Genomic DNA, 25896 nt, shown 5'->3' on the forward strand with positions numbered 1-25896 from the left:
GCCATCGTAAAAGAGCAGGAACACAACACGTTATGTCCGAGCACAGATATCAGGAGATCTTGACCCGGCTTCGCGATAACGGGCGCGTCACGGTAACGCCCCTCGCCAAGCTCTTGAGCGTTTCGGAGGAAACCATCCGCCGCGACCTGAAGGAACTGGAGCAAAGCGGCATGTTGCGGCGCATCTACGGCGGGGCCGTGCCGCCGCGTCTCGACGTCGAACGTCCCGTGACCGAGCGCGGCAAGGTCAATGTGCGTGGCAAGGCGCGTGTTGCGGAGCTCGCGCTGGCGTTAGTGGAAGACGGCATGTCGGTGTTCATCGACTCGGGAACGACTACCGTTGCGTTCGCGCGCCGGCTGATCGGGCGCAACGTCACGGTGACCACGAACTCTATCGACATTGCCTTGCTGCTCGGCACGAGCGTGACCCGCGTGAACCTGACGCCGGGCATGCTGCGGGGCAAGGACAACGCATTGGTGGGCTACGAAACGCTTTCCTACGCACGACGTTTTTTCTACGATGCCGCGTTCATGGGAATCGCCGCCTGCGACCTGAAACACGGCTGGATGGATTATGAGGAACACGAATCAAACCTGCGCGGCGTGCTGAAGTTGCAGACGCGCTTGTCGGTGATCCTGGCCGACATCGACAAATTCGGGCGCGAGGCGTACCTCAATACTTTTCCGATCACGGAAAAGGTGACGGTGGTTTGCGACCGTGCGCCGCCCGCGCCATTCAAGGATATATTTGCTGAGCATGACATCGAACTCATCCATCCCTGATGCATCCGAAACCGGCAAGCTCGCGAGCCTGCTTGCGCGGTTCGCGCAGTTCGGCGGTCTTGAAACCGGTGGCGTGACGCGGCTGTGCGCGAGCGTGGCAGACGGCGAAGCACGCGATGCGTTTGCCACGTTGCTGCGCGACGCGGGCGCCGAAGTCTTGGTCGATGGCGTCGGCAATCAGTTCGGCATTTTCCGCCTTGCAGATCAGGCCGACGCGCCGCTCGTGATGATGGGCTCGCATCTCGACAGCCAACCGCGCGGCGGGCGCTTCGACGGCGTGCTCGGCGTCCTTGCAGCGCTCGAAGCGGGGCGACGGTTGATGCTCGAAAAACGCGCGGGGGTATCGTTCGACAGCGACTTTTGCGCGGTGAACTGGACCAACGAAGAAGGCGCGCGGTTTCGTCCGAGCCTGCTCGGCAGCGGGACGTTCGTAGGCAAGACAAGCATGGACGAGGCGCTCGCGAGCCGCGATGACGACGGCGTGACGCTCTCGGAAGCGCTCGCGGCGATTGGTTATCGTGGCACGGATACGCCGCCTCGCGCGCCGTCCTGCTATGTGGAATTGCACGTGGAGCAGGGCGCGTTGCTTGAAGCGGACGACGTGCCTATTGGTATCGTCACGCGCAACTGGGGCGCGGCGAAAATCGACGTTTCGTTCAAGGGCGAACAGGCGCATACGGGTCCCGCGAAAATGGGCGCGCGCCGCGATGCCTTGCTTGCTGCGGCGCAGTTGATCTGCGACGTGCGGGCAATTGCAGACAAGTGGCCAGACCGGATTCATACGTCGGTGGGAAGGCTCGTCGTGCAGCCCAATTCGCCGAATGTGGTGCCGTCGCAAACGGACTTGTCGATCGAACTGCGCGCGTTCGACAACAGCATTCTCCTCGAAGCTGAGAGCATCGCGATGCAGGCAATCGATAGCGCCGCGCAGCGTGCCAACGTCGCCGTCGAGATCGGCAATCGCACGAGCCGGCCGATTCGCGTGCTGCCGCCGGCGGTGGGGGAACTCGTGAAGCTGTGTGCATTGGAGGCGGGCGTGCGCAGCCGGGAGATCGATACCGTGTCCGGTCATGACGCGCTCAGCCTGCTCGACACCTGTCCTACGGGACTTGTGTTCGTGCCGAGCGTAGGCGGTATTGCGCACAACGAGCATGAAGATACGCACTCGGACGATCTCGATACGGGCATGACGGTGTTGCTGCACGTGGCGACCCGCCTGTGCCAGTCGGGCGGCGATCCGGTTGCAGCGGCGAAGGGAGCTTGACATCATGGAGCTCGCACCGAATGTAGACGCCGCCATCCGATCAATCGATGCCTGGGCGACTGCGCAGATCAGCTGCGAAGCCGCGCTGACGCCGGTCATGTCGCCGATGCATCGCGGTGTATCGAGCGAATGCTTTCGCCTGGGTATCGACGGCGCGCCGCCGTCGTTATTCGTCAAGATCGTGCATCGCGATCTGGCCGAGGCGGTGGACGTTGGCGCGTCGTTTCGTGCCGCCGCGGCTGTGGCCACGATCGGTCTCACGCCGAGTCCGCGTCATCTGAATGAATCGTTCGGCCTGACTGCGTTCGATCTTCTCGAAGACACCTGGCGCACCGCGCATCTCGACGATCTGGCCGTCCCCGCAACGCTCGAAAAGGTGTTGGCTGCGAAGCGGGCGATTCACGCGCTCCCGCCGTTCGAGCGTGATTCAAACGTGTTTGATCGGATCGGACGTCTCGCTGCGGCCATGACGCTGACTGCAGACCTCGCGCCACTGGTCGCGACCGCGTCGCGCATGAGCGCCGCCATCGGCGCGTCGGGTTACGATACACGCCCATGTCACGTGGACGGCGTGACATCGAACGTGATGCTGCATGGCGAAGACTCGAATAGCGCGCTTCAACTCGTCGACTTCGATGAAGCCGCCAACACCGACCCTGCATTCGATATAGCCGTAACGCTGAACGAAGTCTTGCCCGAGCTTTCTACGTGGCCGGCAGCGCTGGAAATGGCGAACGGCCACGTGACAGATGCCGCGCTCGCGCGTACCCGTTGCTACGCTTTCGCCGATGACCTGCGCTGGGGTTTATGGGGATTGAAGATGAACGCAACCTCGCCGCGCCTGCACATCGAGTTCCTGAAATACGCGCAATGGCGTTTGCTGCGCTGCTCGATGGCTGCATCGCGCATGGATATCGATCATTTGCTCACGCTGATCTGAAAAGGGGCAATGACGATGCCGACAAAAATGCTGGGTACGGCCTCAAGCGACGCCGAACGCGAAATTGAAACCGTCTTGCGCAGCGTCCAGCCCTGGCGCGGCCGCGCGATGCAATACGCACCCGTTCCCGGCGGGATCAGCAACAGAAACTGGCGAGTCTGGCTGGACGGCGAATCGAGCAGCTACTTCGTCAAGGTGCCGGGCCGCGGAACGGAGCAGTTCATCGACCGGAAGGTAGCGTTCGCGGCGAGCAAGCAAGCCGAAACCATTGGCATTGGTCCGCGCCTCTACGACTATGCCGCGGAACTGGGTGTGGAGATCAACGACTTCGTGGAAGGGCGCGCGACGTGCTCGAACCGCGATTTCCTCGATGCACCTGTTCGCGCTGCCATTGTCGCGGCGTATCGCGCGCTGCATGCTTCGCCCTTGTTGCCGCTGACCAAGACCATCTTCAATCTGATCGATGAACACGTGGAACAGGTGCGACAGGCCGGCGGCAAACTTCCTGCCGATTTCCCGCGTTTGCATGCCGAATATGTTCGCGCACGCGCAGCGCTTGAAGCTTCGGGTCTGGATATTGTCGCGTGCTTCAACGATCCCATGCCCGGGAATTTTCTCCGCGATGAAGCCGGGACGGTGCTGTTGATCGACTACGAGTACGCATCGAACAATGACCGTTGCTACGACCTCGGTGCGTTGAGCGGCGAGATGTTTTTTACGCGCGAGGTCGAAGAGGAGATGGTCGAGTCCTATTTCGGCAGCGTCAGTGAAGCGAACATGGCGCGTGTCACCGTGCACAAGGCGCTCGCCGATCTGAAATGGGCGACCTGGTCCATGCTTCAGAATGAAATATCGACGCTCGACTTCGACTACTTCAAATACGGCGCATGGAAATTCATGCGCGCGCGTTCCGTGATCGACTCTCCTGCATGGAACACGCTCTTGGGCAGCGTTTAAATGCTTTATTCCAAAGGGCTAATTTAAGGCTCCTGAAGCAAAGAGCATTGACACCGCGTTTTTTGGCGTCCTAAGATTGCTGCAAGATTCCTCGTGCCGCCAACGATGCCGGCACGAGGACACGGCACCGAAGCCCTTCAACGAACCCTGGTTCGTCGGAGGGCTTTTTTTCGTCTTTTTTTCGATCGATGAATCCAAGGAGATAACGCATGCTGGCTGACAAGTCATCCTGGTTGCGCATGGCCGCTGTGGTCGCGCTTGCCTGTTCTTCCGCAGCCGCAATTGCAGCGGACCCGATCAAGCTTGGGTTGCTCGAAGATGCATCGGGGAATTTTGCGTTGGCCACCATTCCGAAGATTCACGCGACCGAACTGGCCGTGGACGAGATCAACGCCAAGGGCGGGATCATGGGACGGCCGATCAAACTGATTGCGTACGACACGCAATCGGACAACACCAAGTTCCAGGAGTTGTCGCGCCGTCTGATTCAGACCGACAAGGCCGACGTGATCTTCGGCGGATTCTCGAGCGCGTCGCGCGAAGCGATCCGGCCGATCATGGATCGTGCGCATCAGCTCTACTGGTACAACAATCAGTACGAAGGCGGCGTGTGCGACTCGAATGTTTTCGTGACGGGCGCCGTCCCCGAACAGCAATTCTCGACGCTGATTCCTTGGATGATGCAGAAGTACGGCAAGAAGGTTTACACGATCGCGGCCGACTATAACTTCGGCCAGATATCGGCGGAATGGGTCCGCAACATCGTCAAGGAGAATGGCGGGACGATGGTCGGCGAAGAGTTCATTCCGCTCAGCGTTTCGCAGTTTGGCCAAACGATCCAGAACATTCAGAAGGCAAAGCCGGACTTCGTGATGACCTTGCTGGTCGGCGCTAATCAGGCGTCTTATTACGAGCAGCAAGCGTCGGCGCATTTGAATCTGCCGATGGGAAGTTCCGTGAACGTCGGCCAGGCGTATGAGCACAAGCGCTTCAAGGCGCCCGCGTTGAAGGACATGTTCGTGACGGCGAACTATGTGGAAGAGGTCGATTCGCCAGCGAGCAACGACTTCAAGAAACGCTTCCACGCGAAGTATCCGAACGAGCCGTACATCAACCAGGAAGCTGCGAACGCATACGACGCGGTCTATCTGTACAAGGAAGCGGTGGAGAAGGCGAAGTCGACCAACCAGGCGGCAGTCGAGAAGGCGCTGGATGGCGGCGGCATTTGCACGGATGGACCTTCAGGGAAGGTGTGTATCGACCCGAAAAGCCATCACCTGAGCCACACCATCTACCTCGTGCATGTGAAGGAAGATCACTCGGTCGAGATTCCGAAAGTATGGAACGACGTGCAGCCGTACTGGCTCGGACAAGTCGGGTGCAATCTTCCAGTGAAGCCGGATCATCGTCAGTACACGCCGTCGAGCCTGCCAAAGTCCTGATGTGATGGCGCGAACGTCCAACGCTTCTGACGGCGATCGCGCCAATCCACGAGCTTCAACGAGATCCCCGCGATGACAGCATTCTCCACACTGTATTCGGTCATCTATCAGTTCGGCGATAACTTCGCCTACCTCGTGCTTGCCGCGCTCGGACTGGCCGTCATCTTCGGCATGATGGGCATCATCAACCTCGCGCATGGCGAGTTCATCATGTGCGGCGCGTACGTGACCATCATCTGCGCGAAGCGTGGCGTGCCTTTGCCCGTTGCAATGTTGCTCGGCGCATTGGCGGCGGCCATTGCAGGGGTCGCGATCGAGCGGCTGGTGATACGTCACCTCTATAACCGGCTTTACGATTCGGTGGTGGCGACCTGGGCAATCAGCCTGATTGTGCAACAGACCATGCTGCTGGTCGCGGGACCTTCAATGGAAGGCATCAGCACGCCTTTTGGTTCGTTCAGTTTCGGCGAGTATTCGTTCTCCACTTATCGTGCAGTGCTGCCCGTCATCGCGCTGATTGTTCTCGGCTTGCTCTACTTGCTGTTTTTCAAGAGCAACTACGGCGTGTGCGCGCGAGCCACGATTCAGAACGCGAACATGGCGCAGTCGCTAGGGCTGCGAACCGACCGGCTCTATACGCTGACGTTTGCGCTCGGCGCCGGGCTTGCAGGGCTCACCGGCGCTTTGTACGCGCCGACCATGACCGCGGTTCCAACCATGGGCACGAACTTCATCGTGCAGGCGTTTGTGTCGGTGGTCGTAGGCGGCGCCAATGTCATTGCTGGAACCACGCCGGCCGCCGCTGCGCTCGCGGTGATCCAAACTGCGTTGACTGCATCGTACGGACAACTGTTCGGACAGATCGGCTTGCTGCTGACAGTGATCGTGGTGATTCGTCTGATGCCGCAAGGCCTCGGCAATCTGTTCAGTCGCGCCCGCTAGGAATCGCCGATGAATCAATCAACTTCCAATCTGCCCGCGCGACGTTTCGTTCCAATAGCAATCCGGCTCGTGCCGTGGCTGCTTGCTCTATGTTTGCCGCTGGTGGTCGATAGCACCGCGAGCGGCAACTTTGCCTATTGTCTCGTCTGGTCGTTTTCGGCAATCGGGCTTGCCGCAATGTGGGGCCAGGGCGGCATTCTCTCGTTTGGTCAAACTGCGTTCTTCGGATTGTCCGGCTACACGTACGGAATCGTGACCATCAATCTCGGCGATGGCTGGGTATCGTCCTGGAGCGGACTGCTGATCGGACTTGCAGTGAGCGTGGCCGTAGCAGCGCTCCTCGGGTACATGATCTTCTACGGCAAGATCAAGGGCGTGTTTATAGGGATCGTGACGCTTTCTGTGACGCTCGTGCTGGAAACGTTCATGGCGCAAACTGCGGGACCGCAATGGGCCATTGGTGAGGCGCGGCTCAACGGTTACAACGGCATGTCCGGCATGCCGCCGTTATCGATTCCCTGGATCGGCGGTGAAGTCACGCTGGAAAATACACGGTTCTATTATCTGGTCGTCGTGCTGCTCGCGCTTGTCTATGCGATCACCCGGCGCCTGCTTGATTCGCCCTTCGGGCTGACGCTCGTCGCCATCCGCGAAAATCCGCAGCGCGCCGAAATGCTTGGCGTGGATATCCGCCGGCATCAACTCCTGATCTTCGTGTTCGGCTGCGCACTCGGCGGCCTCTCGGGCGCGCTCTATACCATCTGGGGATCGTACATCACGCCTTCTGCAATGGGGCTGACGTCCGCCGCCATGCCGATCATCTGGGTCGCGACCGCAGGACGCCGGAGCATAGGCGGGGCGATCATCGGCACAGCGCTGCTAGTGTGGCTCTCGCAATGGCTCGCCATTTATGGAAGCCAGTACGCGCTGATCCTGATGGGCGCCATTCTGCTGTTCGTGGTGCTTGTGGCGCCCGAAGGATTGCTGCCTTTGGTATCGAAACTTGTGCGGCGCGGCACTTCACGCAAGGCGCATTCACCGCGCTCGTTCAAAACCCGCACGAGGAGCGAACCGTGAGCACGACCTTACTCGAGACCCGTGCGCTCGCGAAGCATTTTGGCGGCGCGCACGTGATCAATGGCATCGACTTTGCAATCGGTGAAGGCGAGATCCGATGCGTGATCGGACCGAACGGTGCGGGGAAAAGCACCTTTTTCAAGCTCATTACGGGCGAGCATCGGCCGAGTGCCGGTTCTGTTTCGTTTCTCGGCCGCGATCTGAATCATGTGCTGCCGCACGAACGAATCCGCATGGGGATGAGCATCAAGTTTCAGATTCCGGGCATTTTTCCGGAGCTCACCGTGCGCCAGCATTTGCAGCTCGGTTTGCATCGCGTGAAAGACGATAGCGCCGAGTCGCTCGAGCAACTGCTACATCAGTTCCTGCTGGACGAGGAAGAGCACGTACTTGCAGGCAACCTGTCTCACGGTAAAAAACAGTGGCTCGAGATTGCAATGGCTGTGTCGCTCAAGCCAAAACTTCTTTTCCTCGATGAACCCGTCGCCGGCATGTCCGCCGAAGAAACGCACGCAACGGGCGAGCTGATCATGGGCTTGCGCGAGCGTGGACTGACCATCATGGTGGTCGAGCATGACATGACGTTCGTGCGGCAAGTGGCGACGCGCGTGACGGTGTTGCACGCCGGCCGTCTTTTCGCCGATGGCCCGCTCGAAGAAATCCTCGCGCGCGACGACGTTGCCGAAATTTATCTGGGCAAGAAGAAATGACGACTCTGCTCGAAATCTCCGGCGTTGAATGTGGCTATGCGGGCGGCAAGGTCCTGAACGGTGTATCCATGACCGTCGAGCGCGGCGAGATCGTCGCTTTGATCGGACGAAACGGCGTTGGCAAGACCACGTTGATGCGCGCGTTGATTGGCCTCGTTCCGTTGATGGCCGGCAGCATTGCGCTGAACGGCGAGGAAATTGGCGACACGCGGCCCTATTCGCGGGCACGGCATGGCGTGGGTTACGTGCCGCAGGGCCGCGAGGTGTTTCCGGCGTTGACAGTGCGTGAAAACCTGCAAGTGGGTGCCCAGTCGAATCGCGCGCGCCTGACGGAAATGCTCGACAAGGTCGTGGGTTATTTTCCCGTGCTCGGTGCACGTTTTCAACAAAAGGCGGGTACGTTGAGCGGCGGCGAACAGCAGCAACTCGCCATTGCGCGTGCGTTAATCGGCTCGCCAAAGATCCTGTTGCTCGATGAACCGTCAGAAGGAATCCAGCCGTCCATCGTGGATCTGATTGGCGAGACATTAATTCGGATCGCTGATGAAACGGGTATCGGCGTGTTGTTGGTGGAACAGAACATGGGTATGGTTGAAAGCGTCGCCGCGCGCTGCTGCGTGATGGACAAGGGGAGGATTGTGAGCTCCCTGAACCGCGCGCAACTCGCCGACGAAGAACTGATTCGCCAGTATCTGGCACTTTAGAAAGGACCCGGCATGCAATGGCTTAACGACTCGATCATGATGCAACGCGGCGTGGGCGCGAATCGGGAAGGCACGACCCATCAACTGACTGAAGCGTTGCAGGACACGTTTCACTACACCATTGGTCCGTATTCCACGCCGGTCCTGCACGTTCAACCGGGCGACACCGTCGTGGTCGAAACACGCGATGCGTTCGAGGGGAAGATCACCTCCGAGACCGACAAGCCGTCGCAGATCCTGAAGATGCCGTTCCTGAATCCACAGAACGGGCCGATCATGATCGAAGGTGCGGAGAAGGGCGATGTGATTGCGGTGTACATCGAAAAGATGGCGCCGCGTGGCGACGATCCGCACGGTTTTTGTTGCATGATCCCGAACTTCGGCGCGCTGACAGGGACGGACTATACGGCCTTGCTCAACGAACCGCTTCCCGAGATTGTCCGCAAGATCAAGATCGACGAGGACAACGTCTACTGGAGCCGGCGCAATACGTTGCCGTACAAACCGCATATCGGCACGTTGAGTCTTTCGCCGGAAATCGACTCCATCAATTCACTGACGCCGGATTCGCATGGCGGCAATATGGATGTGCCCGACATGGGTCCGGGCAGCATCACTTATTTGCCGGTTCGTTCACCGGGCGCACGCTTGTTCATTGGCGACGCTCACGCGTGCCAGGGCGACGGCGAGGTTTGCGGAACGGCGGTTGAATACGCGAGCACGACCACCATTCGCGTGGACCTGATCAAGAACTGGGCCATTGCGTGGCCGCGTCTGGAGAACGAAGACGCGCTGATGAGCATTGGCAGCGCGAGGCCGCTGGAAGATGCAACGCGGATTGCGTATCGCGAACTGGTGCTGTGGATGGCGGCTGAATACGGATTCGACAAATGGGACGCGTATATGATGCTCAGTCAATGCGGCAAGGTTCGCCTCGGCAATTTTGTCGATCCAAAATATACGGTCGGCGCCATGATCGCGAAGCATTATCTGAAGTGACGCGCCAATGCCGTCCCACGAATGCATGACCTGAAAAGCGCTCCATGTCTCTATCCGAACCTGTCAAGATCGGGCTGCTGTGCTCCACGACCGGCGCGACTGCGCCGCTGGAGATGTCTCAATGGCGGGGTTCAATCCTGGCTGTCGAGGAGATCAATCAGCTCGGCGGCGTGGCGGGGCGGGAACTGTCGGTCGTGCATTACGATCCGGGCTCGGATTCCACACGCTTTCGAGCGCTCGCGGAAAAGCTCATTCTCGACGACGGCGTGAATGTGATCTTCGGCGGATACACGTCGTCGAGCCGCAAGGCGATGTTGCCTGTTGTAGAAAAACATAATCGTCTGCTGGTTTATTCGCAGCAATACGAAGGTTTTGAGTTTTCCGAGAACATCATCTATAGCGGTGCGTCGCCAAATCAAAATGGCTTGCAGCTTGCGGAATTTATGACGTCCACTTACGGCGCGCGCTGTTACATGGTGGGCTCGCGCTACGTGTACCCGTACGAGTGCAACCGGACCATGCAGGAGCTGTTGCTGCAACATCCCGACGGCGCGATCCTTGGCGAGCGGTATCTGGATCTCAACGCACCGTTCGAGCATTTCGCCGATGTCGTCGCGGACATACAAAAGAAACGGCCCGACTTCATTTTCTGCACGGTGATAGGCCGCACCGTGCCGTATCTCTATCAGGCGTTCGCGCACGCGGGTCTCGATCCGGCGCGCATGCCCATTGGAAGCCTGAATACTTCGGAAACCGAAATATCGTTGATGGAGCGTGGCGTCGCAACCGGGCATATCACCGCTGCGCCGTATTTTCAGAGCATCGGCACGCCGGAGAACCGCACGGCCCTCGCGCGTCACGTGGAACGATTTGGACGTCAGCATCCAACCGACATGAACTGGGAAGCCGCGTACTACCAGATGCACATGTATGCGAACGCTTTCAACAAGGCAGGCTCGGACGATATCGGCACGATCATGCCGCATTTGCTGGGAGCGGAATTCGCGGCGCCGCAAGGGCGCGTGCATATCGATCGCGTCAATCACCACATGGCGTTGTATCCGCGGATTGGCCGCGCGGGAAGCGACGGGCAGTTTTCCATCCTGCGTGAGTCGGCGCATGCGGTCGCGCCGGATCCTTACATGGCGTCGCAGAGTCTGGGCGACTGGGTGACGAAGCTCAGCACGCGGGAGCACTGACGTGACGCCACAACGCGAGGGTCGACAACGCAGTCTGACCGGTTCGGTATTGAACCGGGGGCTGTCCGTTGTCGTCTTTCATCCGGACGACAACGACGGCGCGACGCTCACCAATCACCTGAAACGCATGGGTTTTCAGGTCGCCGCGTTCTGGCCGCCTCTTGAAGTGTTGCCCGACAAGGTCGATCTGGTTTTCCGCGCGTTGATTCCGGAAGAACAGGCGCCTCGCGATGCATGGCTCGGCCCTGACGGCCCGCCGGTGATATCGATCATCTCCTACGAGAATCCCACGTTTATCGACCAGGCATTGAAGATGGGATCGAACGCGATCATCACAACGCCGATCCGCGCTTCCGGCTTGCTGGCAACCGTTGTGTTTGCAATGCAGAACGCCCGGCAGAACCGGCAGATGACGGAACGCATCGCGAGTCTGGAGCAGAAGGTGAATGGAGCACGCCATCTCAACGAGGCCAAATCCATCCTCATGGCAATGCATCAGATATCGGAAGCCGAGGCCTACGAAATCTTGCGCGGCCAGGCAATGGCGAAGCGCGTCAGCGTCGACGACATGTGTCATTCGATCATCCAGGCAGGCGAACTCCTCAAGGTAAAGCGCGCGGTGCCCAAGCCCTGTGCCGACGATACACATTCCCAGCCGGACCTTTAAAGGACTCTCACATGGACTTGCAGCTGAAGGGATTGAAGGCGATTGTCACGGGCGGAACGAAGGGCATTGGCCTCGCGATTGCGCAAACATTAGCGAAGGAAGGTGCGGCCGTAGCGATCTGCTCGCGCGACACGCATGCGGCCGGGCAGACGGCGGCATCGTTAAGCGCGTTGAGCGGGACCGAAGCGTTGGGCGCGGGCGTCGACGTGGCTGATGGCGCTGCGCTGAAACAATGGGTGGAAGACATCGCGAAGCAATGGGGCGGCCTCGATATCGTCGTTGCGAACGTGAGTGCGCTTTCCATTTCGAACGACCTGGAGTCGTGGCGCAAGCAGTTCGAAACGGACATGCTCGGAACCGTCAATCTCGTCGATGCCGCCATGCCATATCTGGAAGCGAGCAAAGCCGGATCGATTGTTGCGATCTCCAGCGTGTCGGGACGCGAAGTGGACTTCGCTGCGGGGCCATACGGCACGTTCAAGGCTGCGCTGGTTCATTACGTGCAAGGGCTTGCTTATCAGCTTGCGCCGAAGGGGATTCGCGCGAACACGGTATCTCCCGGCAACGTGTACTTCAAGGGCGGCGTATGGGACTGGATCGAGACCAATAATCCGACGCTTTACGCGGAAGCGCTCGCATTGAATCCGACCAAGCGCATGGCAACGCCTCAGGAGATCGCAAATGCGGTTGCGTTCATTGCGAGCCCCGTTGCGAGTTTTGTCAGCGGCACGAATCTCGTGGTCGATGGCGCGCTGACTCGCGGCGTTCAGCTATAAGCCGGGAGCTTCGTCAAATTACACGTGGCGCGACGAACGACAACCCTGGCTTCGTTGCCATCTACTACCCGCGCTGATACGTCCCCCGTTTTCCTATCCCAAACCCGTTTCATGCCCGGTTTCATATACCGGGGATTCGTTTTGAAGAAATCCTGACCGCGGGTCGTTAAGCGGGCACGTTCGTCGAATCCATCGGCGGAGATTTGCGTGAAGGATGCTTAAATGAATCGATTTGACCGGCTGTCTGTATTGCACAAGCTGCTGCTGTCGTTCGCGTGTTTGATCATGTTCGGCGCATGTCTGGGCGCCACGGGAATCGGGGCGCTTGCCAAGATGCACGGCATCGCAGCCGAGATCGGCGCGCAACATCTCGATGGCATCTACTACCTCGGCGAAGCCACGCGCAATAAGCTGAACACCGACCTTGCCGCAGCCAACCTGAGCTTCGCGGACAACGCCGGCCGGGAAAAGCTGAAGGAAGGCATCCGCGAATCGCTCGCGAACATGCATCGGGCGGTCGATCAGGCGCGCACCACCATCGCCAAGCAGGACGGACAAACGCTTTTCGATGAAATCGCCGCGCGTGCCGCCGAGTGGGAATCGATCGTGCAAATTGAAGTGGGAGCCCGACCGATGCCCGCCGGCATGGATCAAGCGGAACTCGTGCGCCAAGCGATCGGCGCGAGCGAAAAGCTGCGCGATTCGATGATGCGTCTCGGCGATCAAAAACGCGCACTTGCAGTCGACGCGCAACATCGTGCCGCGAACGAATACGAAACGATGCGCTGGGTCATGATCGCGCTGGTCGTTGGCTCGATAGCGACGGGCGGCGCATTGGCGGTCGTGATCGCACGGCGCCTTGCGGCGCAGCTCGGCGGCGAGCCCGCTTACGCTGTCGAGGTGGCCAATCGCATCGCGGCGGGCAACCTCGCCGGCGGCGTCTGCGTTCGCCCCGGCGACAGCGACAGCATGCTTCATAGTCTTGCAAACATGAGCGGCAGGCTCGCCGATATAGTCGGCGGAATCCGGACATCGAGCGAGTCGATCCTGCATGCGTCGCGGGAAATCGCACAGGGAAATACAGACCTCTCGCAGCGCACGGAAGAACAGGCGGCGTCGTTGCAGGAAACAGCGTCGAGCATGGAAGAGCTGACTTCGACCGTGCGTCAGAATGCCGAAAACGCGCAGCAGGCAAGCGGGCTTGCGCGCAGTGCATCGGAGGTATCGGCGAAAGGGGGCGAACTGGTCGACGGAGTGGTCGAAACCATGCGCGATCTCGCCGCGGGTTCGAAGCGCATGATGGACATCATTGCAGTGATCGAAGGCATTGCGTTCCAGACCAACATTCTCGCGCTCAATGCGGCAGTCGAAGCGGCGCGCGCGGGCGAGGAAGGGCGCGGTTTCGCCGTGGTCGCGGGCGAAGTCCGTTCGCTGGCGCAACGCAGCGCTTTGTCGGCGAAAGAGATCAAGGAGCTCATCGACAATTCGACCGCGCGTGTCACGAGCGGCGCGCTGATCGCCGAGCAAGCGGGCGAGACGATGGCCCAGGTCATGCACGCGGTTGAGCGTGTGACGAGCATGATGACCGAAATTTCGGCTGCATCGAACGAGCAGAGCACGGGTATTGAACAGGTCAATCTGGCGGTCGCGCAAATGGACCGGGTCACGCAGCAAAACGCGGCGCTGGTCGAACAGGCCGCTGCGGCAGCGGGCGCAATGGCGGATCAGGCGGCGCACTTGAAGTCGACCGTCGCGGTGTTTAAGCTGGAAGCGAGCAGCGTTTGAGATGAGCCGCGCGCGGCAGCCGGTTCACTCGCAAACTCCAGGGAGAACCGTATGCGTCATGTGCGATGGAAGATGCTTTCCGGATTGGGTATCGAGCATCTCGTGCTTCAGGACCGACCGGACGGGCATTCCGTGGAAAGTGTGCTGACCGGGGAGAGCGATGATCTCCCCTACGCCATGCAATACACGCTCCGGTGTGACGAAAGCTGGCGTACACGTTTTCTATCGATAAAAGTCCTCGGCGGCGCCACGTTGGTTATTCACGGGGACGGCGAAGGCCATTGGACAGATGAAGAGTCGAACGACATTCCGGAAATTGAAGGATGCCTCGACGTCGATATAGTCGCGACGCCTTTCACGAATACCTTGCCGATCCGTCGATTGACATGGCATGAAGGAATGCGAGAGCGAATCTCCGTTGCGTGGATTTCAGTACCTGATTTGCAGGTGGTTCGCGCGAACCAGATCTATACCTGCATCGAACCAGGTGTTCGATACAAGTATGAAAACGCCGACGACGATTTCTCGGCGGAGCTTAGCGTGGATAGCGACGGAGTGGTCATCGATTACCCGGGTCTGTTCGAACGACTGAGATAGAGGCTTGGCGATCAGGAATCTCAGTGTTTGGACAGGGGTAGAATTCCGTTTTAAGGTCCGCCTGAATCGCGCATGCTTACGCTCAAACTGACGCTGGTCCCGCTGTTCTTGCTGGTCGTTTCCATGTCAGGCAAATGGTGGGGACCATCGATTGCGGGCTGGCTGGCGGGTTTGCCTGTAGTCGCAGGGCCAATTCTTTATCTTTTAGTGCTCGCGCATGGTCCTCTCTTCGGCGCGCGTGCCGCTACGCTTTCACTCTCCGCGATCCTCGCGTCAGAGGCATTCAATTTTGCATACGCATGGACCTGCCGCTCGTGGTCCTGGCAGGTCGCACTCGTTGCCGGCCTTGTTGCGTGGTTCATATCCGCGTGCGGCCTGTCGTTGTTGCCAACTTCACCTTTATGCGCCGCGACCGTTGCTCTCGTTGCGGTGTGTTTTGGCCAAGCTTTCCTGCCGCGCAGCGAGACGGTCGCGGCTGGTGCGCCGCTTTCTCGTTCCGATCTTATCGGCCGGATGGTTGCGGGCGCGGTGCTAACCGTTTTGGTCACGTCTTTGTCTGGATGGGTCGGAGCTACATGGAGCGGTTTGCTCGCGGTTTTCCCGCTGCTTGGGATCGTCTTGTCTGTCTCGTCTCACCGTGCACATGGGCCTGTTTTTGTCATATCCTTGCTTCGCGGCATGGTCCTTGGCAGGTTCTCGTTCGCTGCCTTTTGTTTGCTGCTTTCGTTCACACTCCCCAACCAGCGCCCAATCGTGGCGTTTGCAGAAGCAGTGTTAGTAGCAATGTTCGTTCAATGGGCCGTCAAACAGCTCGCGTCTACGCGACGCTTCAAAGTTGCTAACTCGAGCAGCGGCGCTGCGGATTGACCTTAACGCTTCGTCATGGGTTTGGATCAGAAATCGCGCAATGCCAGCACGCGTAATCCGCCTGATCGCGCCCGCGCGGCTGTATAGTGGCTTCGTGCCGTCAAATCGAACCGGATAAAGCGTGACGGTTTCCGGTCTTGTTGCGAGGAGGGAAGCGAAGTGACTAACAACACTGAACTGGTCGATGGACAATCGGGGCTGGTCCCGAACTCGTTGCAAACACTTGCTGAATATCTTGAGCTATCGCTGGATAAAGCCGCAAGCATTGTGATGCTGCGGGACGCGGGCGGCGTTTGTCTGGTGTATCTGGGTGACCCTTCCGGTCCGCGCGAAGACCTGAAGCAAATAGCCAGCATAAATTCGTCGCTGGCAAATGAGATGCTCGAGTTGACACGGTCTGGAGCAAATCACATGGCGATTGGCGACCAGGATTACCGGTTCGTACGTAGCTTCACAACGGTCGGCGTAACAGCGGCCATCGTGTTCTCTACAGACTGATCAGCGTCGCAAAAGATGCGAGAAGCGCGGATTCATAACGCAAAAAACTCAGGAGAATCGGTGCATCTGAAGCGGCATTGGACGTTGGCGCTCGCACTCGCTGCGCTGAGCTCGGTGGAAGCGCGAGCGAGCGACATTTCATGTGCAAGCACGCGACAGCCGGCCGAGCGCGTCATTTGCGATCACGCAATCCTGAACAATGAATACGACGATATCGTCGCGCAGCAACAGTCTCTCCTAAGCGCCGGGAAACTCTCGCCCAGCCAGTTGTCTCAGTGGCGACAGTCACGCAATGCCTGTAATGACGTCCGCTGCATCGACACAGTATTTGCACAGTGGAACGCGATTGCCAAGTCTGCTGTTGCATCACCTAGTGCCGCCATTGCTTCTGATTTTGCATCGACGACCGACGCGGCGCCCGTGGGACCCAACCCGGATGCTATTCCTGCTCTTGCGTCCGAGACAACAGCAACATCGGATGCGTTTGTCGTGCAGAAAGGCAGCGCCGCGGGCGTTGCGTTGCCGCAGCCTGTCGCGAGTCAAGCCTCTGCGCCCGCCGTGTCCGCCGCATCCAGTGCAAGCGAATCCCGGAGTATGACCGGCATGAGCGGCGGCCTGCTAGCGGCAATATTGATCGCTATTGGGTGCGGTGCGCTCGTTAGCCGAAGAAGAAAAAACGTCAGGCACATCGAAAGACCATGAAGCGAAAGTTCGCTAAGCTTAAGAGCGCTTAAGTCGACTCATTAGCCATTGCGCGATGAGTTTTGTCTAAGGCACTAGCGCCATTCCCCAAGCCGTTCCAAACCTTTTTTCGAAGGCCTGCCGAACGCGTATCGCTAGCGGCTTTACGCCGGAATATTCCCCGATATTCCCGCGTTTATTCAAGCGCCTTCAAGACGTGTTAGCTTAGTGAACCGTCGACCCGGTTTAGCTGTATTGACCGGATGTCGAAGAAGTCCGTTTGAAAACCTCTGGTGCGCGGCGTTTATTAGCAAGTGTCGTGAGATTGGTAGGCGCTCGTCACGCAGGGATATCGTTTTGAAAATACTTTGGTTTGCCGTAATCGTCGGGCTGCTGCGTGTGCTGTCCGTGCTTCCTTATTCGTGGGTCGCCCGCTTTGGCAGTGGGCTCGGCGGTGCTCTTTTCCTGATTCCAAGCCGGCGAAAACATATCGTTCTGGTGAATCTGCGTTTGTGTTTTCCGTTAAAGAGCGAAAACGAACGCAATACGCTTGGCCGCGAACATTTTCGACAAGTCATTCGAAGTTATTTCGAGCGCGGCATTCAATGGTACGGAAGTGTGCAGTCACTTACTAAGCGTGTCACGATCGAAAGCAGTATCGATCTGGACGATGCCGACGCACCGCCTACCATTTTCATGGACTTCCATTTCGTCGGACTAGAGGTTGGCTGTCTGCTCTACTCGACGCGCCAGCCAGTTGCTGCCTTGTATTCGCGGATGTCGAATGTGCGTTTATGCGAACTCGCACGCAAGCAGCGAGGCCGGTTCGGCGCAGAAATGGTCGAACGCGGTGCGAGCGCAAGGAAAATCCTGGGTTTGCTGCGCGCTGGAACGCCGGTAATGCTTGCAGCCGATCTCGATCACGGCGCGGCCAACTCGGTCTTCGTTCCTTTTTTCGGCATACCCGCATGCACGCTCACTTCGGTATCGCGCTTGGCCAAGGTGGCCGGTGCGCGAGTGGTGCCGTTCGTCACGGAAGTGCTGCCGGACTTCAAGGGCTACAAGCTGACGATTTTCGAGCCGTTGGCCGACTTTCCATCGGGCAACGATACAACCGACGCATGCAGGATGAACGCCTTTCTCGAGGCCCAGATCCTTCGATTCCCGGAGCAATATTACTGGGTGCATCGTCGCTTCAAGAATCGTCCTGCCGGAACGCCTGGCGTGTATTGATGCATCTTTATGTTCCAGATTAGAATTGCTCGCCAACAAACGAGGGCCGAAATCCGCGCGTCTGAAAGGGTAAGCCAATCGGCGGTGTAATATTTCGGCATGACGCGTCTGGCGTCGCGGTGTGCAGATTTATTGGAATACGTCATGTCAGTTGAGTGGAAGCGCCGCTTCCGGCTGTTTATCCAGCGGTTCTGGCAGCCGACCAGCGCATGCATGACCTGCATGCCAGGCAGTTGGGGCAATATCATGAGCCTCGGCCACTGGACCATCGCATTCCATACGGGTTTGCTCACCGGACTGCTGGCTGTACTTCTGACTTTCACGCCTGCGGCTAAGCTCTATTCGAATCGATACGGCAACGCGCTGCTCGTCGGCATCCTGACCGCAATAGGCGACGTCTACTCGCATGCGAGTCACTACCGCAATCCCTACCTCGAGCACATCGTGACGGGCGCAATCTCAGGCCTGCTCGCGCTGGCTGCCTCATATCTTTTCGAAGACCGCGCGCGTCGCGTTCGAACAGTATGGAGCCGGATCTTCCGATAACTCGTGCGAAGCTCAGCCGAGCACACAAAAATTATGTGCTCTCTAAAGTTTCAGGATTCGCCGCCGATATTCAATGAGTGCGCTGAACAAAATCCATCGAGAAGCGTCGTGTCCACCGTTCTTGCACCGAACACTCCGGACAAAGCCGTAAAATCATGGCGCAAGCATTCACAGCGGAATAAACATGCGTAAAGTCAGTGAGTCAAAAGCTTTCGACCTAAGTATCGCGGTCGTCCGGAAGGCTCAAGGGAAAGGCATTCCAGACGACTTTGTAGCAGGCACGCCGGAATGGCAAAGAGCGCAACTCGAGGTCATGCAAGACACCATGCGGATCATTGGCCTGCTCCGGAACGAACTGAACGAGACGGGGCGCTGAAGAACTTCAAGGGCGTTGTCAAGATTGAAGCGCTTCTTGGTCAATGCATGCAAGGTCCGTTGCAGGTCTTGGCAGTTCCTGTCCATCCATCCCCATCGATCACAACGCGACCTAATACGTCCGCGATTCCATTCGCTAAGTCGACCTGTTCCGCACATTAGCGTTAATAGTAAGCCAGCTTAGCAAACAACGACACGGCAGTAGCTGGCGTTCCACGCGTTAGCACACTCGCTTGGGCATTTTCTGCTTGAGCGAAGAACGCGCGTTCATTCGGCGAGTAAGTGAGCAGTAAGTCAGTGGGTCTTAGAGTCGGGTCCGTCCAAACCCTTCCCAATCTAGGAACTACTGTGAGAAAGCTACTTTGCCGTGATCAACGCGTGTTGCTGGTCATTGCATCAGTGTTGGTGTACTCCGCCGCCGCGCGGGCGGAAGGTGTCGTAACCGATCTATCCGATTCGGACGATACGGGATTTACAGTGTTGAACAACGCGACCAACGTCACGCACTGGGGTCTCGGCGTGGGCGTAGGCTACGAACAGTCGCCTTACAAAACCTACGGCGCGCGATTTTCCCCGCTCCCGTTGTTCTACTTCGACGATAAATGGGTGCACGCCGCGGGCACGACCATCGATCTGAAGATCGGCAAGTGGAGTAACGTGCTGTTTTCGCTGCGCGGCCAGTATGCTCTCGGCGATGGTTACAAGGGTTCCGACGCATCGTCGCTCAACGGCATGCAAACGCGTAAAGGCGGGTTCTGGTATGGTCCGGCGCTGTCGTGGCACACCGCTTACGGCACGCTCTCGGGCGAATTCCTTACCGCAGGAAACAAAGGGCAGAAAGCGGGCGTGGAATTCGGCAAGGCCTTCGAGTTCAGGAACGTATCGATTGAGCCGCATGTGAGCGTGGACTGGCTAAGCCAGAAATATGTTGATTATTATTACGGCGTAAGGTCCAGCGAAGTGCGGCCCGGGCGGGATCAATACACCGGCAGGGCTGCCTACAATGTTTCCATCGGCACGAAATTCGACTATCAGATCACGCGTCATCAACTGGCAACGCTTGATCTGGGCGTGTCGCATTTGAGCAGCGGCATTACAGACAGTCCAATCATCGGCAAGCGGTTCGTTCCCGAGGTCAAGCTGGGTTATCTCTATCAATTCAAATGAGCAGCGCATCATGTCGCGAGTCGCACTGATCGAAGACCACGCGCGTCTGGCGGAGATGATCCGGCAAGCATTGTCGGCGGCGGGTGTGGAGACCGATATTTTCTGCACGCTCTCGGAAGCATCGTATGGCTTGAGCCACGGAGAGTACGTGGTGATGATCGTCGATCGCGGCTTGCCCGACGGCGACGGACTCGCGTTCCTTCGCAGCTTGCGTGCAAGCGGAAACATGACCGCTTGCCTCATGTTGACGGCGCGCGACGCGTTGCATGACCGGATCGACGGGCTCGAAACCGGCGCGGACGATTACGTGACCAAACCCTTTGCCATGAGCGAGCTGGTTGCGCGCGTGCGTACGCTGATGCGCCGGCCGGCTGTCCTGACCAATCTCGTGCTGCGTTTCGCCGATATCTCACTCGATCCGCAACAACGCACGCTGGTTTGCCGCGATCAACTGGTCCAGCTTGCGCCTGCGGAAACGCAGATCATGTCCGTGCTGCTGAAGGCGGAAGGGCAGACCGTCCGGCACTCGGCGCTCGAACATTCCGCCTGGGGACTGGCTGAAGCGGTGACTCCGAACGCGCTGGAAGTGACCATTCATCGCTTGCGCAAGAAAATGCTGGCGATCGGCTCGACAACGCGGCTTGCCAATGTGCGCGGCGCGGGTTTCGGGTTGCAGGCATCGGAGCCATCGGAGTTATCGAAGGAATCGGAGTAATCGAAGTAAAGCAAAGCGCGCGACGCTGTTGTCCGGCGGCCGTCACTAGCGAATGGGGAAAGCAGCATCATGCTCAATTACTGGATCCGAAGTCTGTCGGCACGCTTGTGGATCACGAGCGTCGCGGCGCTGGCGGTGAGTCTGACGCTCATCGCCGGCCTGGCATTTTATGGGCTGACGCACATGCCGCCCGAGCACTTCCGTCACGCTGACGACATTCGCATTGCGCAACGTGTGGCAACGTCGATGGAATTCGACGCAAGCGGCCGGCCGGTATCGGTCAAGTTCGACGAGAAAGCCGCGTGGATGTTCGAAGCCTTGCCGACCGAACTTCTGTATCGCGTGCTCGACGAGTCCGGGAATACCTTGCTGGCGTCGAAGGGCGTGACAAACGGTATCGGGTGGGACACAACCGGTTTCAGCAGGCAGATTGGCGTGCGCCACGCCGTGACGATCGGCAACAAGCCGTTCGAGATGATCACGCTGAAAGTCTCTCATCAGCAGCACTGGCTGTATGTGCAAAGCGCGACAAGCGTTGCGTTCAACCGCGCCGTACTGGGCGAAAAGATCGAGCCGTTGCCCAAGATCGTGGCCATCACATTGTTGACCGCGACCATTGTCTTCAGCCTGACGCTGACCTTCACCGTGCGCCGTGTGCTCAAGCCGCTCAGGGATGCATCCAGCGCTGCGGCGTCGATCACGCCACGCAACCTCCGAACGCGTTTGTCCGTTAAAAGCGTGCCCAGCGAACTCAAGCCGCTGCTCACCGCTTTCAACGACGCGCTGTCGCGACTCGAAAACGGCTTCGCGGTACAGCAGCAGTTTCTTGCATCCGCCGCGCACGAATTGCAGACGCCGCTGACCTTGATACGCGGGCAGATAGAAATGCAGCCGGAGATCCAGGACAAGCACCAGTTGTATCGGGAAATCGATTTGATGGCGCGGCAGGTTCGGCAGTTGTTGCATCTCGCCGAAGTCAGCGAATCGCAAAACTTCAACTTCGGTGAGGTTGATCGCGTGGATGTCGCGCAGGACGTCGTGGGTTATCTTGCGCGCAAGGCCGATCAAAAGCGCGTGACGCTGCATGTGGACGCGCCAAGTGCGCCGCCCTCCATGAAAGCGGATCGCAGCGCGCTTTTTATTTTGCTCAAGAATATTGTAGAGAATGCGATCAACGCTACGCCCTCGCACGGGATGGTGGTTGTATCGGTAGACTGCGACTCCATCCGCGTCTCCGACGAAGGTCCGGGCATCAATCCGGATCATGTGCCGCGCCTTTTCGACCGCTTCTGGCGTGCGCCCGATTCACGTCACGATGGCGCTGGACTAGGTCTCGCGATCTGCAGGGAAATAGCGCTTGCACACGACTGGCGGCTTTCGGTCAGGCCGGCGCCGTCGGGCACGCAATTCGTGGTGTCGTTCTGATGCGTCGACGCTTGGGCTAGAAGCGGTATAGAACCGATGCCACGCCGTTGAGGTCGAGCCGGCGCTCGGTGATTGGACTGCCGGCGGCGTAACGTTCCAGGCGACCCACGACGGCCGATACGTTCGCCGACCAGTGCTGACTGATCTTGTAGTTCGCGTTCACGTTGAAGTGGACGTCGCGCAATCCCGAAGCGGTATCGTAATGGGACAATCCCGATGTCGCGCTTTCCTGCGGCGAGATGCCGAACAAGGTACGGGTATAGGTCGCGTTCGCCCAGGTGAGTCCCGGACCCACCGAAATAAGCATGTTGCCGATAGGTGCCGACACGAACATATCGGCCATTGCCGTCAGACCTTGTCCGGTTCCCGCAATGTCCTGATAGACCGCCGCCGCGCCGGTGAACGCCCACCACGTGTAATCGGCAAAGAGCCGCAGTTTTGGACCATAGTGCACGTCGGGCAAACCTTTCAACCGTGAGTCGTCCGACGCCGATCTCGACTGGAAGTCAAAGCTCACGGACATGCCCACGTGATAATCCTCACCGCGCAGTACATTGACGCCGAGGACATCGGGACCCTGCGAAAATACGCGGTCCTTCCATGAAATGTCCTGCACCGGGAAGGGAAGCACCTGGAGTTGCGAGGAGCCTGGAAATTTCGGGAACACGTACAGGCCCGGCCCAATCGAGATTTTCCAGTCGCTGTCTGCCGTCGGTTCGCCGGCGTGAGCGGCGCCCGTTGCAAGGCACGCACTTGCCGCCACGAGCGGAATGCAACGGCGAAAAATAATCGCAATATAGAGCTTCATGTCTTGTGCGCCACGTTTGCGACTTGCCTCAGACGCCGGGCAAGCGCGCGTGAGACAACCGGCGTTGGATTATTGCCGGAGACCGACGTGGCAGCGCTTTCGCGCAGGAACAGTGCGCATTCCCGCGCGACGACTTCGCGTTCGTTGTCCGACGTGATCATATGGTACGAGTCGTCAAGCCAGATAGTACGAAGGAACGACGCCCCAACGTTTGCCGCGACAAAGCGGGCGTTATGAGGGCTTGATGTTTCGTCATCGATTGCGTGAATGATGAGGCAATCGGTGCTGATGCTCTTCAGCTTCGTGCGCACCGAACGCGCAAGCCGGCTTGCTTCGTGGAGTGCGGGCATGGATATGAACGCGGGCCCGACTTCGCTTATTTCGTCTCGCTGCATGGCGCGCGCGATCTTCGAGCGCAGCGCCTCATTGCGCAGCCCGTACGGCTCGTGTTCGCGATAGCGGTAGCGCGAGCGCATTGGCGTGTAATAGACGTAGTCGAGCAGGAATCGATACCACGGAATTGCCCAGCCGTCGTAGTTGAGTGTGACCGAGAGCAGCAGCAATGCACGCGCGGCAGGACGTTGCTGCGCGACGGCTGCGGCGAGTGTCGCGCCCATCGAAAGGCCGCAAATGGAAACGTGCTTGTGCCGGGCAGCGAGCGCATCGAATTCGGCGAGCGCCGCGCTGATCCACTGCTCCATGGGCGCGTGTCCCGTGCCCGCGCTGTAGCCGCGCAGTTCCGGCGTGTGGGTCGCAAATCCTTCTCCCGCCAGAAAGCGCGCAAGGAAGCGCAATTCAGTCGCGGAACTCGACAGCCCATGCAGGAGCAGAACAGCGTGGTCGTTGCCTTGTGCGGGCAAAATTGAAGGTGCGTTCACGGTCGGTCTTCCGCCCGCAAGATAAGAAATTCGCCAGACGGCGTGGTGAAGCGTTCGCACATGCATTCGACTGCGTGCCAATCCTCTTCACCCGATAAAAACCGCATGCGGTGGTGGCCCGGCACCAGCCGGTCACTCACGCGCGCAAGGTCTTCCTGATGCACCTGCGAATGCCTTGCGCCGTAAGCAATGCCCGCGCGGAACGATTCGTCGTCGGTCATGCCGCCCGGCGCCGAGCTCATTGCCGCAGCGACGAAGCTGCTGGGCGGCGCGCTCGTGGAAGGATCGAGCGCCTTGATGAGAATGAGCGAACGCGTGTGTTGCGCGATGTGATGCAACATGCGATGCATTTCATCCGTTGCACGACGCACGAGCAAGCGTTCGTTATCGCCGCGAAGCAGCATCTCGTAGCGCGAGTGCGCGACCGCCGCCAGCAGTTCGGCGCGGTATTGCGCGCGCCTCAGACGCTCGACCAGCGTGATGACGAGCATGGTGATGAGCGGATACGAAACCAGCAGTCGGATATCCGCGGAATCGATGATGTCGATGCGGCCGTAAGGCGGGACGAACAGGTAATCGGCGAGACAGAGTCCTGCCAGCATCACGCAGAACGCGGGCGCAAGGCCGCAGTAATACTCCACCAGCACGGCAGCGATAAGAAATGCGGTTCCCGGCATGATGGGACCGAGCAACGGGTGAAGTATCGATCGGATGACGGCGGCGGTAACGAGCGCCGCTGCCGCAATGAGCCACCGTCTGCGACCGCGCGGAGCCCATCGTCGAGAATTCCTGACTTCCATTCATGTTCCAAACGAGGTGACGTACGTCGTTTATATCGGCAATTGTGCACAACACTTTAATGACGCAATCATCGGGTCGATCGAGGGTTTGAAAGATCGTCCTGCAAGATCGGCTTGCACGAGTGAAAGCCTGCAAGAGAACGCCGCCGCTTATGCGTTGCATAGGGGATAGTCCGTATACTGGCACAGACATTCATCGAGTCCATTGCGCGAGACCCAAGCATGCGTTTTCTTGACTATACCCTACGTTTTCTTGTCGCCGCTTACCTCGTCGCGGCGCTCGCGCTTTATCTGATGCAAGACAGCATGCTGCTTCCGTCCACACCCGCCGTACCCGGCTTGAACACCGTCACGCACGCAGGCGACAACATAAACGTGTGGAAGGTGCGGGATGAATTCGCGGGTTATGTCGTCACGCCGGTGGCGCGCGATTCACGGGGAACGTTCGTGGTCTATCACGGCAACGAAGAGTCGGCGGACACGAAGTTGCCTCTCGCCGATATCTTCGTGCGCGCGGGGTATCGGGTTGTCATTGTGGAATATCCGGGGCATGGCAGACGTAACGGCGAGCGCACCATGAAGGCGGCGGTTCAGGCATCGCGTGAGGCTTTCGCTGCGGCACGCTCGCAGTGGAACGGGCCGTTATATCTGGCAGGCGAATCGCTGGGCGCCGGCATGGCATCGCAAGTGGTGAAGGGCAACGAGCCGGCGATCTCGGGCGCCGTGCTCATCACGCCTTGGGATTCGCTGGCCGACGTGGCAGGGGAAAAGTACCCGATATTTCCGGTGAGATGGATGCTGCACGACACGTTTGATTCTATCGGCGCCGTCTCGCGTTATGAAGGGCCGCTGGTCATAGTCGGTGCGCAGCAGGACACCCTGATTCCGGTCGCGCACGCGCAGCGTTTTGCGAGCGAACATAATCATGCACGGCTTTTGCTGTTGCCTACGGCCGATCACGACACCTGGAGCGACGCCATGACCGCGCAAGACTGGCAACGCATTTTGCAGTGGTTGAACGCCGCTTGAGCCGGAGCGCAAACAGGTCGTGCCGGCGCACGA

At 58.9% G+C, this 25896-nt stretch carries 27 protein-coding genes; 24 read left to right on the forward strand and 3 right to left on the reverse strand.

From position 1 onward, the window contains the following. Positions 1 to 32 precede the first annotated feature (32 nt). The 23 genes from ASG35_RS12400 (at position 33) to ASG35_RS12515 (ending at position 22348) form a co-directional block, all read left to right on the forward strand. Complete coding sequence (locus ASG35_RS12400) at positions 33 to 782, forward strand: DeoR/GlpR family DNA-binding transcription regulator (RefSeq protein WP_056357034.1); 750 nt, start codon at positions 33 to 35, stop codon at positions 780 to 782. After that, positions 757 to 2046: a Zn-dependent hydrolase gene (locus ASG35_RS12405; RefSeq protein WP_056357038.1), complete on the forward strand. Its 1290-nt coding sequence runs from the start codon at positions 757 to 759 to the stop codon at positions 2044 to 2046. Before ASG35_RS12400 ends, ASG35_RS12405 begins: the two co-directional genes overlap by 26 nt. 4 nt (positions 2047 to 2050) lie before the next feature. Then, complete coding sequence (locus tag ASG35_RS12410) at positions 2051 to 2986, forward strand: phosphotransferase family protein (RefSeq protein WP_056357041.1); 936 nt, start codon at positions 2051 to 2053, stop codon at positions 2984 to 2986. Between the two features lie 15 nt (positions 2987 to 3001). Next, positions 3002 to 3943, forward strand: a complete 942-nt coding sequence (locus ASG35_RS12415; RefSeq protein ID WP_056357510.1) for a choline/ethanolamine kinase family protein — start codon at positions 3002 to 3004, stop codon at positions 3941 to 3943. A 209-nt stretch (positions 3944 to 4152) separates the two neighbouring features. Continuing rightward, positions 4153 to 5385 (forward strand): urea ABC transporter substrate-binding protein, encoded by a 1233-nt coding sequence (locus tag ASG35_RS12420; RefSeq protein ID WP_056357044.1) that lies wholly within the window; start codon positions 4153 to 4155, stop codon positions 5383 to 5385. Positions 5386 to 5457: 72 nt separating this feature from the next. Beyond that, positions 5458 to 6327: an ABC transporter permease subunit gene (locus tag ASG35_RS12425; protein ID WP_056357047.1), complete on the forward strand. Its 870-nt coding sequence runs from the start codon at positions 5458 to 5460 to the stop codon at positions 6325 to 6327. 9 nt (positions 6328 to 6336) lie between these two features. Next, complete coding sequence (locus tag ASG35_RS12430; RefSeq protein ID WP_056357049.1) at positions 6337 to 7404, forward strand: ABC transporter permease subunit; 1068 nt, start codon at positions 6337 to 6339, stop codon at positions 7402 to 7404. Then, positions 7401 to 8114 (forward strand): ABC transporter ATP-binding protein, encoded by a 714-nt coding sequence (locus ASG35_RS12435; protein WP_056357051.1) that lies wholly within the window; start codon positions 7401 to 7403, stop codon positions 8112 to 8114. The genes ASG35_RS12430 and ASG35_RS12435 overlap by 4 nt, the downstream gene beginning before the upstream one ends. Continuing rightward, complete coding sequence (locus ASG35_RS12440) at positions 8111 to 8818, forward strand: ABC transporter ATP-binding protein (RefSeq protein ID WP_056357054.1); 708 nt, start codon at positions 8111 to 8113, stop codon at positions 8816 to 8818. The genes ASG35_RS12435 and ASG35_RS12440 overlap by 4 nt, the downstream gene beginning before the upstream one ends. A 12-nt stretch (positions 8819 to 8830) precedes the next feature. Further along, positions 8831 to 9817: an acetamidase/formamidase family protein gene (locus ASG35_RS12445; protein ID WP_056357055.1), complete on the forward strand. Its 987-nt coding sequence runs from the start codon at positions 8831 to 8833 to the stop codon at positions 9815 to 9817. A 44-nt stretch (positions 9818 to 9861) separates the two neighbouring features. Continuing rightward, positions 9862 to 11016 (forward strand): transporter substrate-binding domain-containing protein, encoded by a 1155-nt coding sequence (locus ASG35_RS12450; protein WP_056357056.1) that lies wholly within the window; start codon positions 9862 to 9864, stop codon positions 11014 to 11016. A 1-nt stretch (position 11017) separates the two neighbouring features. Continuing rightward, positions 11018 to 11683, forward strand: a complete 666-nt coding sequence (locus tag ASG35_RS12455) for an ANTAR domain-containing response regulator (RefSeq protein WP_056357059.1) — start codon at positions 11018 to 11020, stop codon at positions 11681 to 11683. An 11-nt stretch (positions 11684 to 11694) separates the two neighbouring features. Continuing rightward, positions 11695 to 12459 (forward strand): SDR family NAD(P)-dependent oxidoreductase, encoded by a 765-nt coding sequence (locus ASG35_RS12460; RefSeq protein ID WP_056357063.1) that lies wholly within the window; start codon positions 11695 to 11697, stop codon positions 12457 to 12459. Between the two features lie 222 nt (positions 12460 to 12681). Continuing rightward, on the forward strand, positions 12682 to 14244 hold the full coding sequence (locus ASG35_RS12465) for a methyl-accepting chemotaxis protein (RefSeq protein ID WP_056357066.1): 1563 nt from the start codon (positions 12682 to 12684) through the stop codon (positions 14242 to 14244). A gap of 51 nt (positions 14245 to 14295) precedes the next feature. Then, on the forward strand, positions 14296 to 14841 hold the full coding sequence (locus ASG35_RS12470) for a putative glycolipid-binding domain-containing protein (protein ID WP_056357069.1): 546 nt from the start codon (positions 14296 to 14298) through the stop codon (positions 14839 to 14841). 72 nt (positions 14842 to 14913) lie between these two features. Further along, a complete protein-coding gene (locus tag ASG35_RS12475) occupies positions 14914 to 15708 on the forward strand; it encodes a hypothetical protein (RefSeq protein ID WP_056357072.1) in 795 nt (264 codons plus the stop codon). A 159-nt stretch (positions 15709 to 15867) separates the two neighbouring features. Then, positions 15868 to 16206, forward strand: a complete 339-nt coding sequence (locus ASG35_RS12480; RefSeq protein ID WP_056357074.1) for a hypothetical protein — start codon at positions 15868 to 15870, stop codon at positions 16204 to 16206. Positions 16207 to 17244: 1038 nt separating this feature from the next. Further along, positions 17245 to 18120, forward strand: a complete 876-nt coding sequence (locus ASG35_RS12490) for a lipid A biosynthesis lauroyl acyltransferase (RefSeq protein WP_056357077.1) — start codon at positions 17245 to 17247, stop codon at positions 18118 to 18120. Positions 18121 to 18264: 144 nt separating this feature from the next. Further along, positions 18265 to 18666: a hypothetical protein gene (locus ASG35_RS12495; RefSeq protein WP_056357515.1), complete on the forward strand. Its 402-nt coding sequence runs from the start codon at positions 18265 to 18267 to the stop codon at positions 18664 to 18666. A 184-nt stretch (positions 18667 to 18850) separates the two neighbouring features. Beyond that, complete coding sequence (locus ASG35_RS12500; RefSeq protein WP_056357080.1) at positions 18851 to 19042, forward strand: hypothetical protein; 192 nt, start codon at positions 18851 to 18853, stop codon at positions 19040 to 19042. Positions 19043 to 19389: 347 nt separating this feature from the next. Continuing rightward, positions 19390 to 20208 (forward strand): MipA/OmpV family protein, encoded by an 819-nt coding sequence (locus ASG35_RS12505; protein WP_056357083.1) that lies wholly within the window; start codon positions 19390 to 19392, stop codon positions 20206 to 20208. 10 nt (positions 20209 to 20218) lie between these two features. Further along, positions 20219 to 20923, forward strand: coding sequence for a response regulator transcription factor (locus tag ASG35_RS12510; RefSeq protein WP_056357086.1), 705 nt, complete (start codon positions 20219 to 20221; stop codon positions 20921 to 20923). 69 nt (positions 20924 to 20992) lie between these two features. Further along, on the forward strand, positions 20993 to 22348 hold the full coding sequence (locus ASG35_RS12515) for a sensor histidine kinase (RefSeq protein ID WP_056357088.1): 1356 nt from the start codon (positions 20993 to 20995) through the stop codon (positions 22346 to 22348). A gap of 16 nt (positions 22349 to 22364) precedes the next feature. Here ASG35_RS12515 and ASG35_RS12520 read toward each other — a convergent pair whose 3' ends face one another. The 3 genes from ASG35_RS12520 to ASG35_RS12530 are packed head-to-tail and all read right to left on the reverse strand — an operon-like array spanning position 22365 to position 24834. Continuing rightward, positions 22365 to 23156, reverse strand: coding sequence for a MipA/OmpV family protein (locus ASG35_RS12520; protein WP_056357091.1), 792 nt, complete (start codon positions 23154 to 23156; stop codon positions 22365 to 22367). After that, complete coding sequence (locus ASG35_RS12525; protein WP_056357094.1) at positions 23153 to 24034, reverse strand: alpha/beta hydrolase; 882 nt, start codon at positions 24032 to 24034, stop codon at positions 23153 to 23155. Before ASG35_RS12525 ends, ASG35_RS12520 begins: the two co-directional genes overlap by 4 nt. Next, on the reverse strand, positions 24031 to 24834 hold the full coding sequence (locus ASG35_RS12530) for a DUF4118 domain-containing protein (RefSeq protein ID WP_056357097.1): 804 nt from the start codon (positions 24832 to 24834) through the stop codon (positions 24031 to 24033). The genes ASG35_RS12525 and ASG35_RS12530 overlap by 4 nt, the downstream gene beginning before the upstream one ends. A gap of 222 nt (positions 24835 to 25056) precedes the next feature. Here ASG35_RS12530 and ASG35_RS12535 point away from each other — a divergent pair, with 222 nt between their 5' ends. After that, entirely contained in the window at positions 25057 to 25863 is an 807-nt protein-coding gene (locus ASG35_RS12535) for an alpha/beta hydrolase (RefSeq protein ID WP_056357101.1), read from the forward strand. Positions 25864 to 25896: the final 33 nt, after the last annotated feature.

The organism is Burkholderia sp. Leaf177 (genome assembly GCF_001424345.1).
Lineage (GTDB): Bacteria > Pseudomonadota > Gammaproteobacteria > Burkholderiales > Burkholderiaceae > Caballeronia.

Bases quoted from the DNA above. Each gene is read 5' to 3' on its own strand.
- ASG35_RS12450 (WP_056357056.1), top strand. From the start codon at position 9,862: ATGTCTCTATCCGAACCTGTCAAGATCGGGCTGCTGTGCTCCACGACC.
- ASG35_RS12465 (WP_056357066.1), top strand. From the start codon at position 12,682: ATGAATCGATTTGACCGGCTGTCTGTATTGCACAAGCTGCTGCTGTCG.
- ASG35_RS12430 (WP_056357049.1), top strand. From the start codon at position 6,337: ATGAATCAATCAACTTCCAATCTGCCCGCGCGACGTTTCGTTCCAATA.
- ASG35_RS12535 (WP_056357101.1), top strand. From the start codon at position 25,057: ATGCGTTTTCTTGACTATACCCTACGTTTTCTTGTCGCCGCTTACCTC.
- ASG35_RS12405 (WP_056357038.1), top strand. From the start codon at position 757: ATGACATCGAACTCATCCATCCCTGATGCATCCGAAACCGGCAAGCTC.
- ASG35_RS12420 (WP_056357044.1), top strand. From the start codon at position 4,153: ATGCTGGCTGACAAGTCATCCTGGTTGCGCATGGCCGCTGTGGTCGCG.
- ASG35_RS12520 (WP_056357091.1), bottom strand. From the start codon at position 23,156: ATGAAGCTCTATATTGCGATTATTTTTCGCCGTTGCATTCCGCTCGTG.
- ASG35_RS12515 (WP_056357088.1), top strand. From the start codon at position 20,993: ATGCTCAATTACTGGATCCGAAGTCTGTCGGCACGCTTGTGGATCACG.
- ASG35_RS12470 (WP_056357069.1), top strand. From the start codon at position 14,296: ATGCGTCATGTGCGATGGAAGATGCTTTCCGGATTGGGTATCGAGCAT.
- ASG35_RS12500 (WP_056357080.1), top strand. From the start codon at position 18,851: ATGCGTAAAGTCAGTGAGTCAAAAGCTTTCGACCTAAGTATCGCGGTC.
- ASG35_RS12440 (WP_056357054.1), top strand. From the start codon at position 8,111: ATGACGACTCTGCTCGAAATCTCCGGCGTTGAATGTGGCTATGCGGGC.
- ASG35_RS12445 (WP_056357055.1), top strand. From the start codon at position 8,831: ATGCAATGGCTTAACGACTCGATCATGATGCAACGCGGCGTGGGCGCG.
- ASG35_RS12425 (WP_056357047.1), top strand. From the start codon at position 5,458: ATGACAGCATTCTCCACACTGTATTCGGTCATCTATCAGTTCGGCGAT.
- ASG35_RS12460 (WP_056357063.1), top strand. From the start codon at position 11,695: ATGGACTTGCAGCTGAAGGGATTGAAGGCGATTGTCACGGGCGGAACG.
- ASG35_RS12475 (WP_056357072.1), top strand. From the start codon at position 14,914: ATGCTTACGCTCAAACTGACGCTGGTCCCGCTGTTCTTGCTGGTCGTT.
- ASG35_RS12400 (WP_056357034.1), top strand. From the start codon at position 33: ATGTCCGAGCACAGATATCAGGAGATCTTGACCCGGCTTCGCGATAAC.
- ASG35_RS12410 (WP_056357041.1), top strand. From the start codon at position 2,051: ATGGAGCTCGCACCGAATGTAGACGCCGCCATCCGATCAATCGATGCC.
- ASG35_RS12495 (WP_056357515.1), top strand. From the start codon at position 18,265: ATGTCAGTTGAGTGGAAGCGCCGCTTCCGGCTGTTTATCCAGCGGTTC.
- ASG35_RS12510 (WP_056357086.1), top strand. From the start codon at position 20,219: ATGTCGCGAGTCGCACTGATCGAAGACCACGCGCGTCTGGCGGAGATG.
- ASG35_RS12530 (WP_056357097.1), bottom strand. From the start codon at position 24,834: ATGGAAGTCAGGAATTCTCGACGATGGGCTCCGCGCGGTCGCAGACGG.
- ASG35_RS12415 (WP_056357510.1), top strand. From the start codon at position 3,002: ATGCCGACAAAAATGCTGGGTACGGCCTCAAGCGACGCCGAACGCGAA.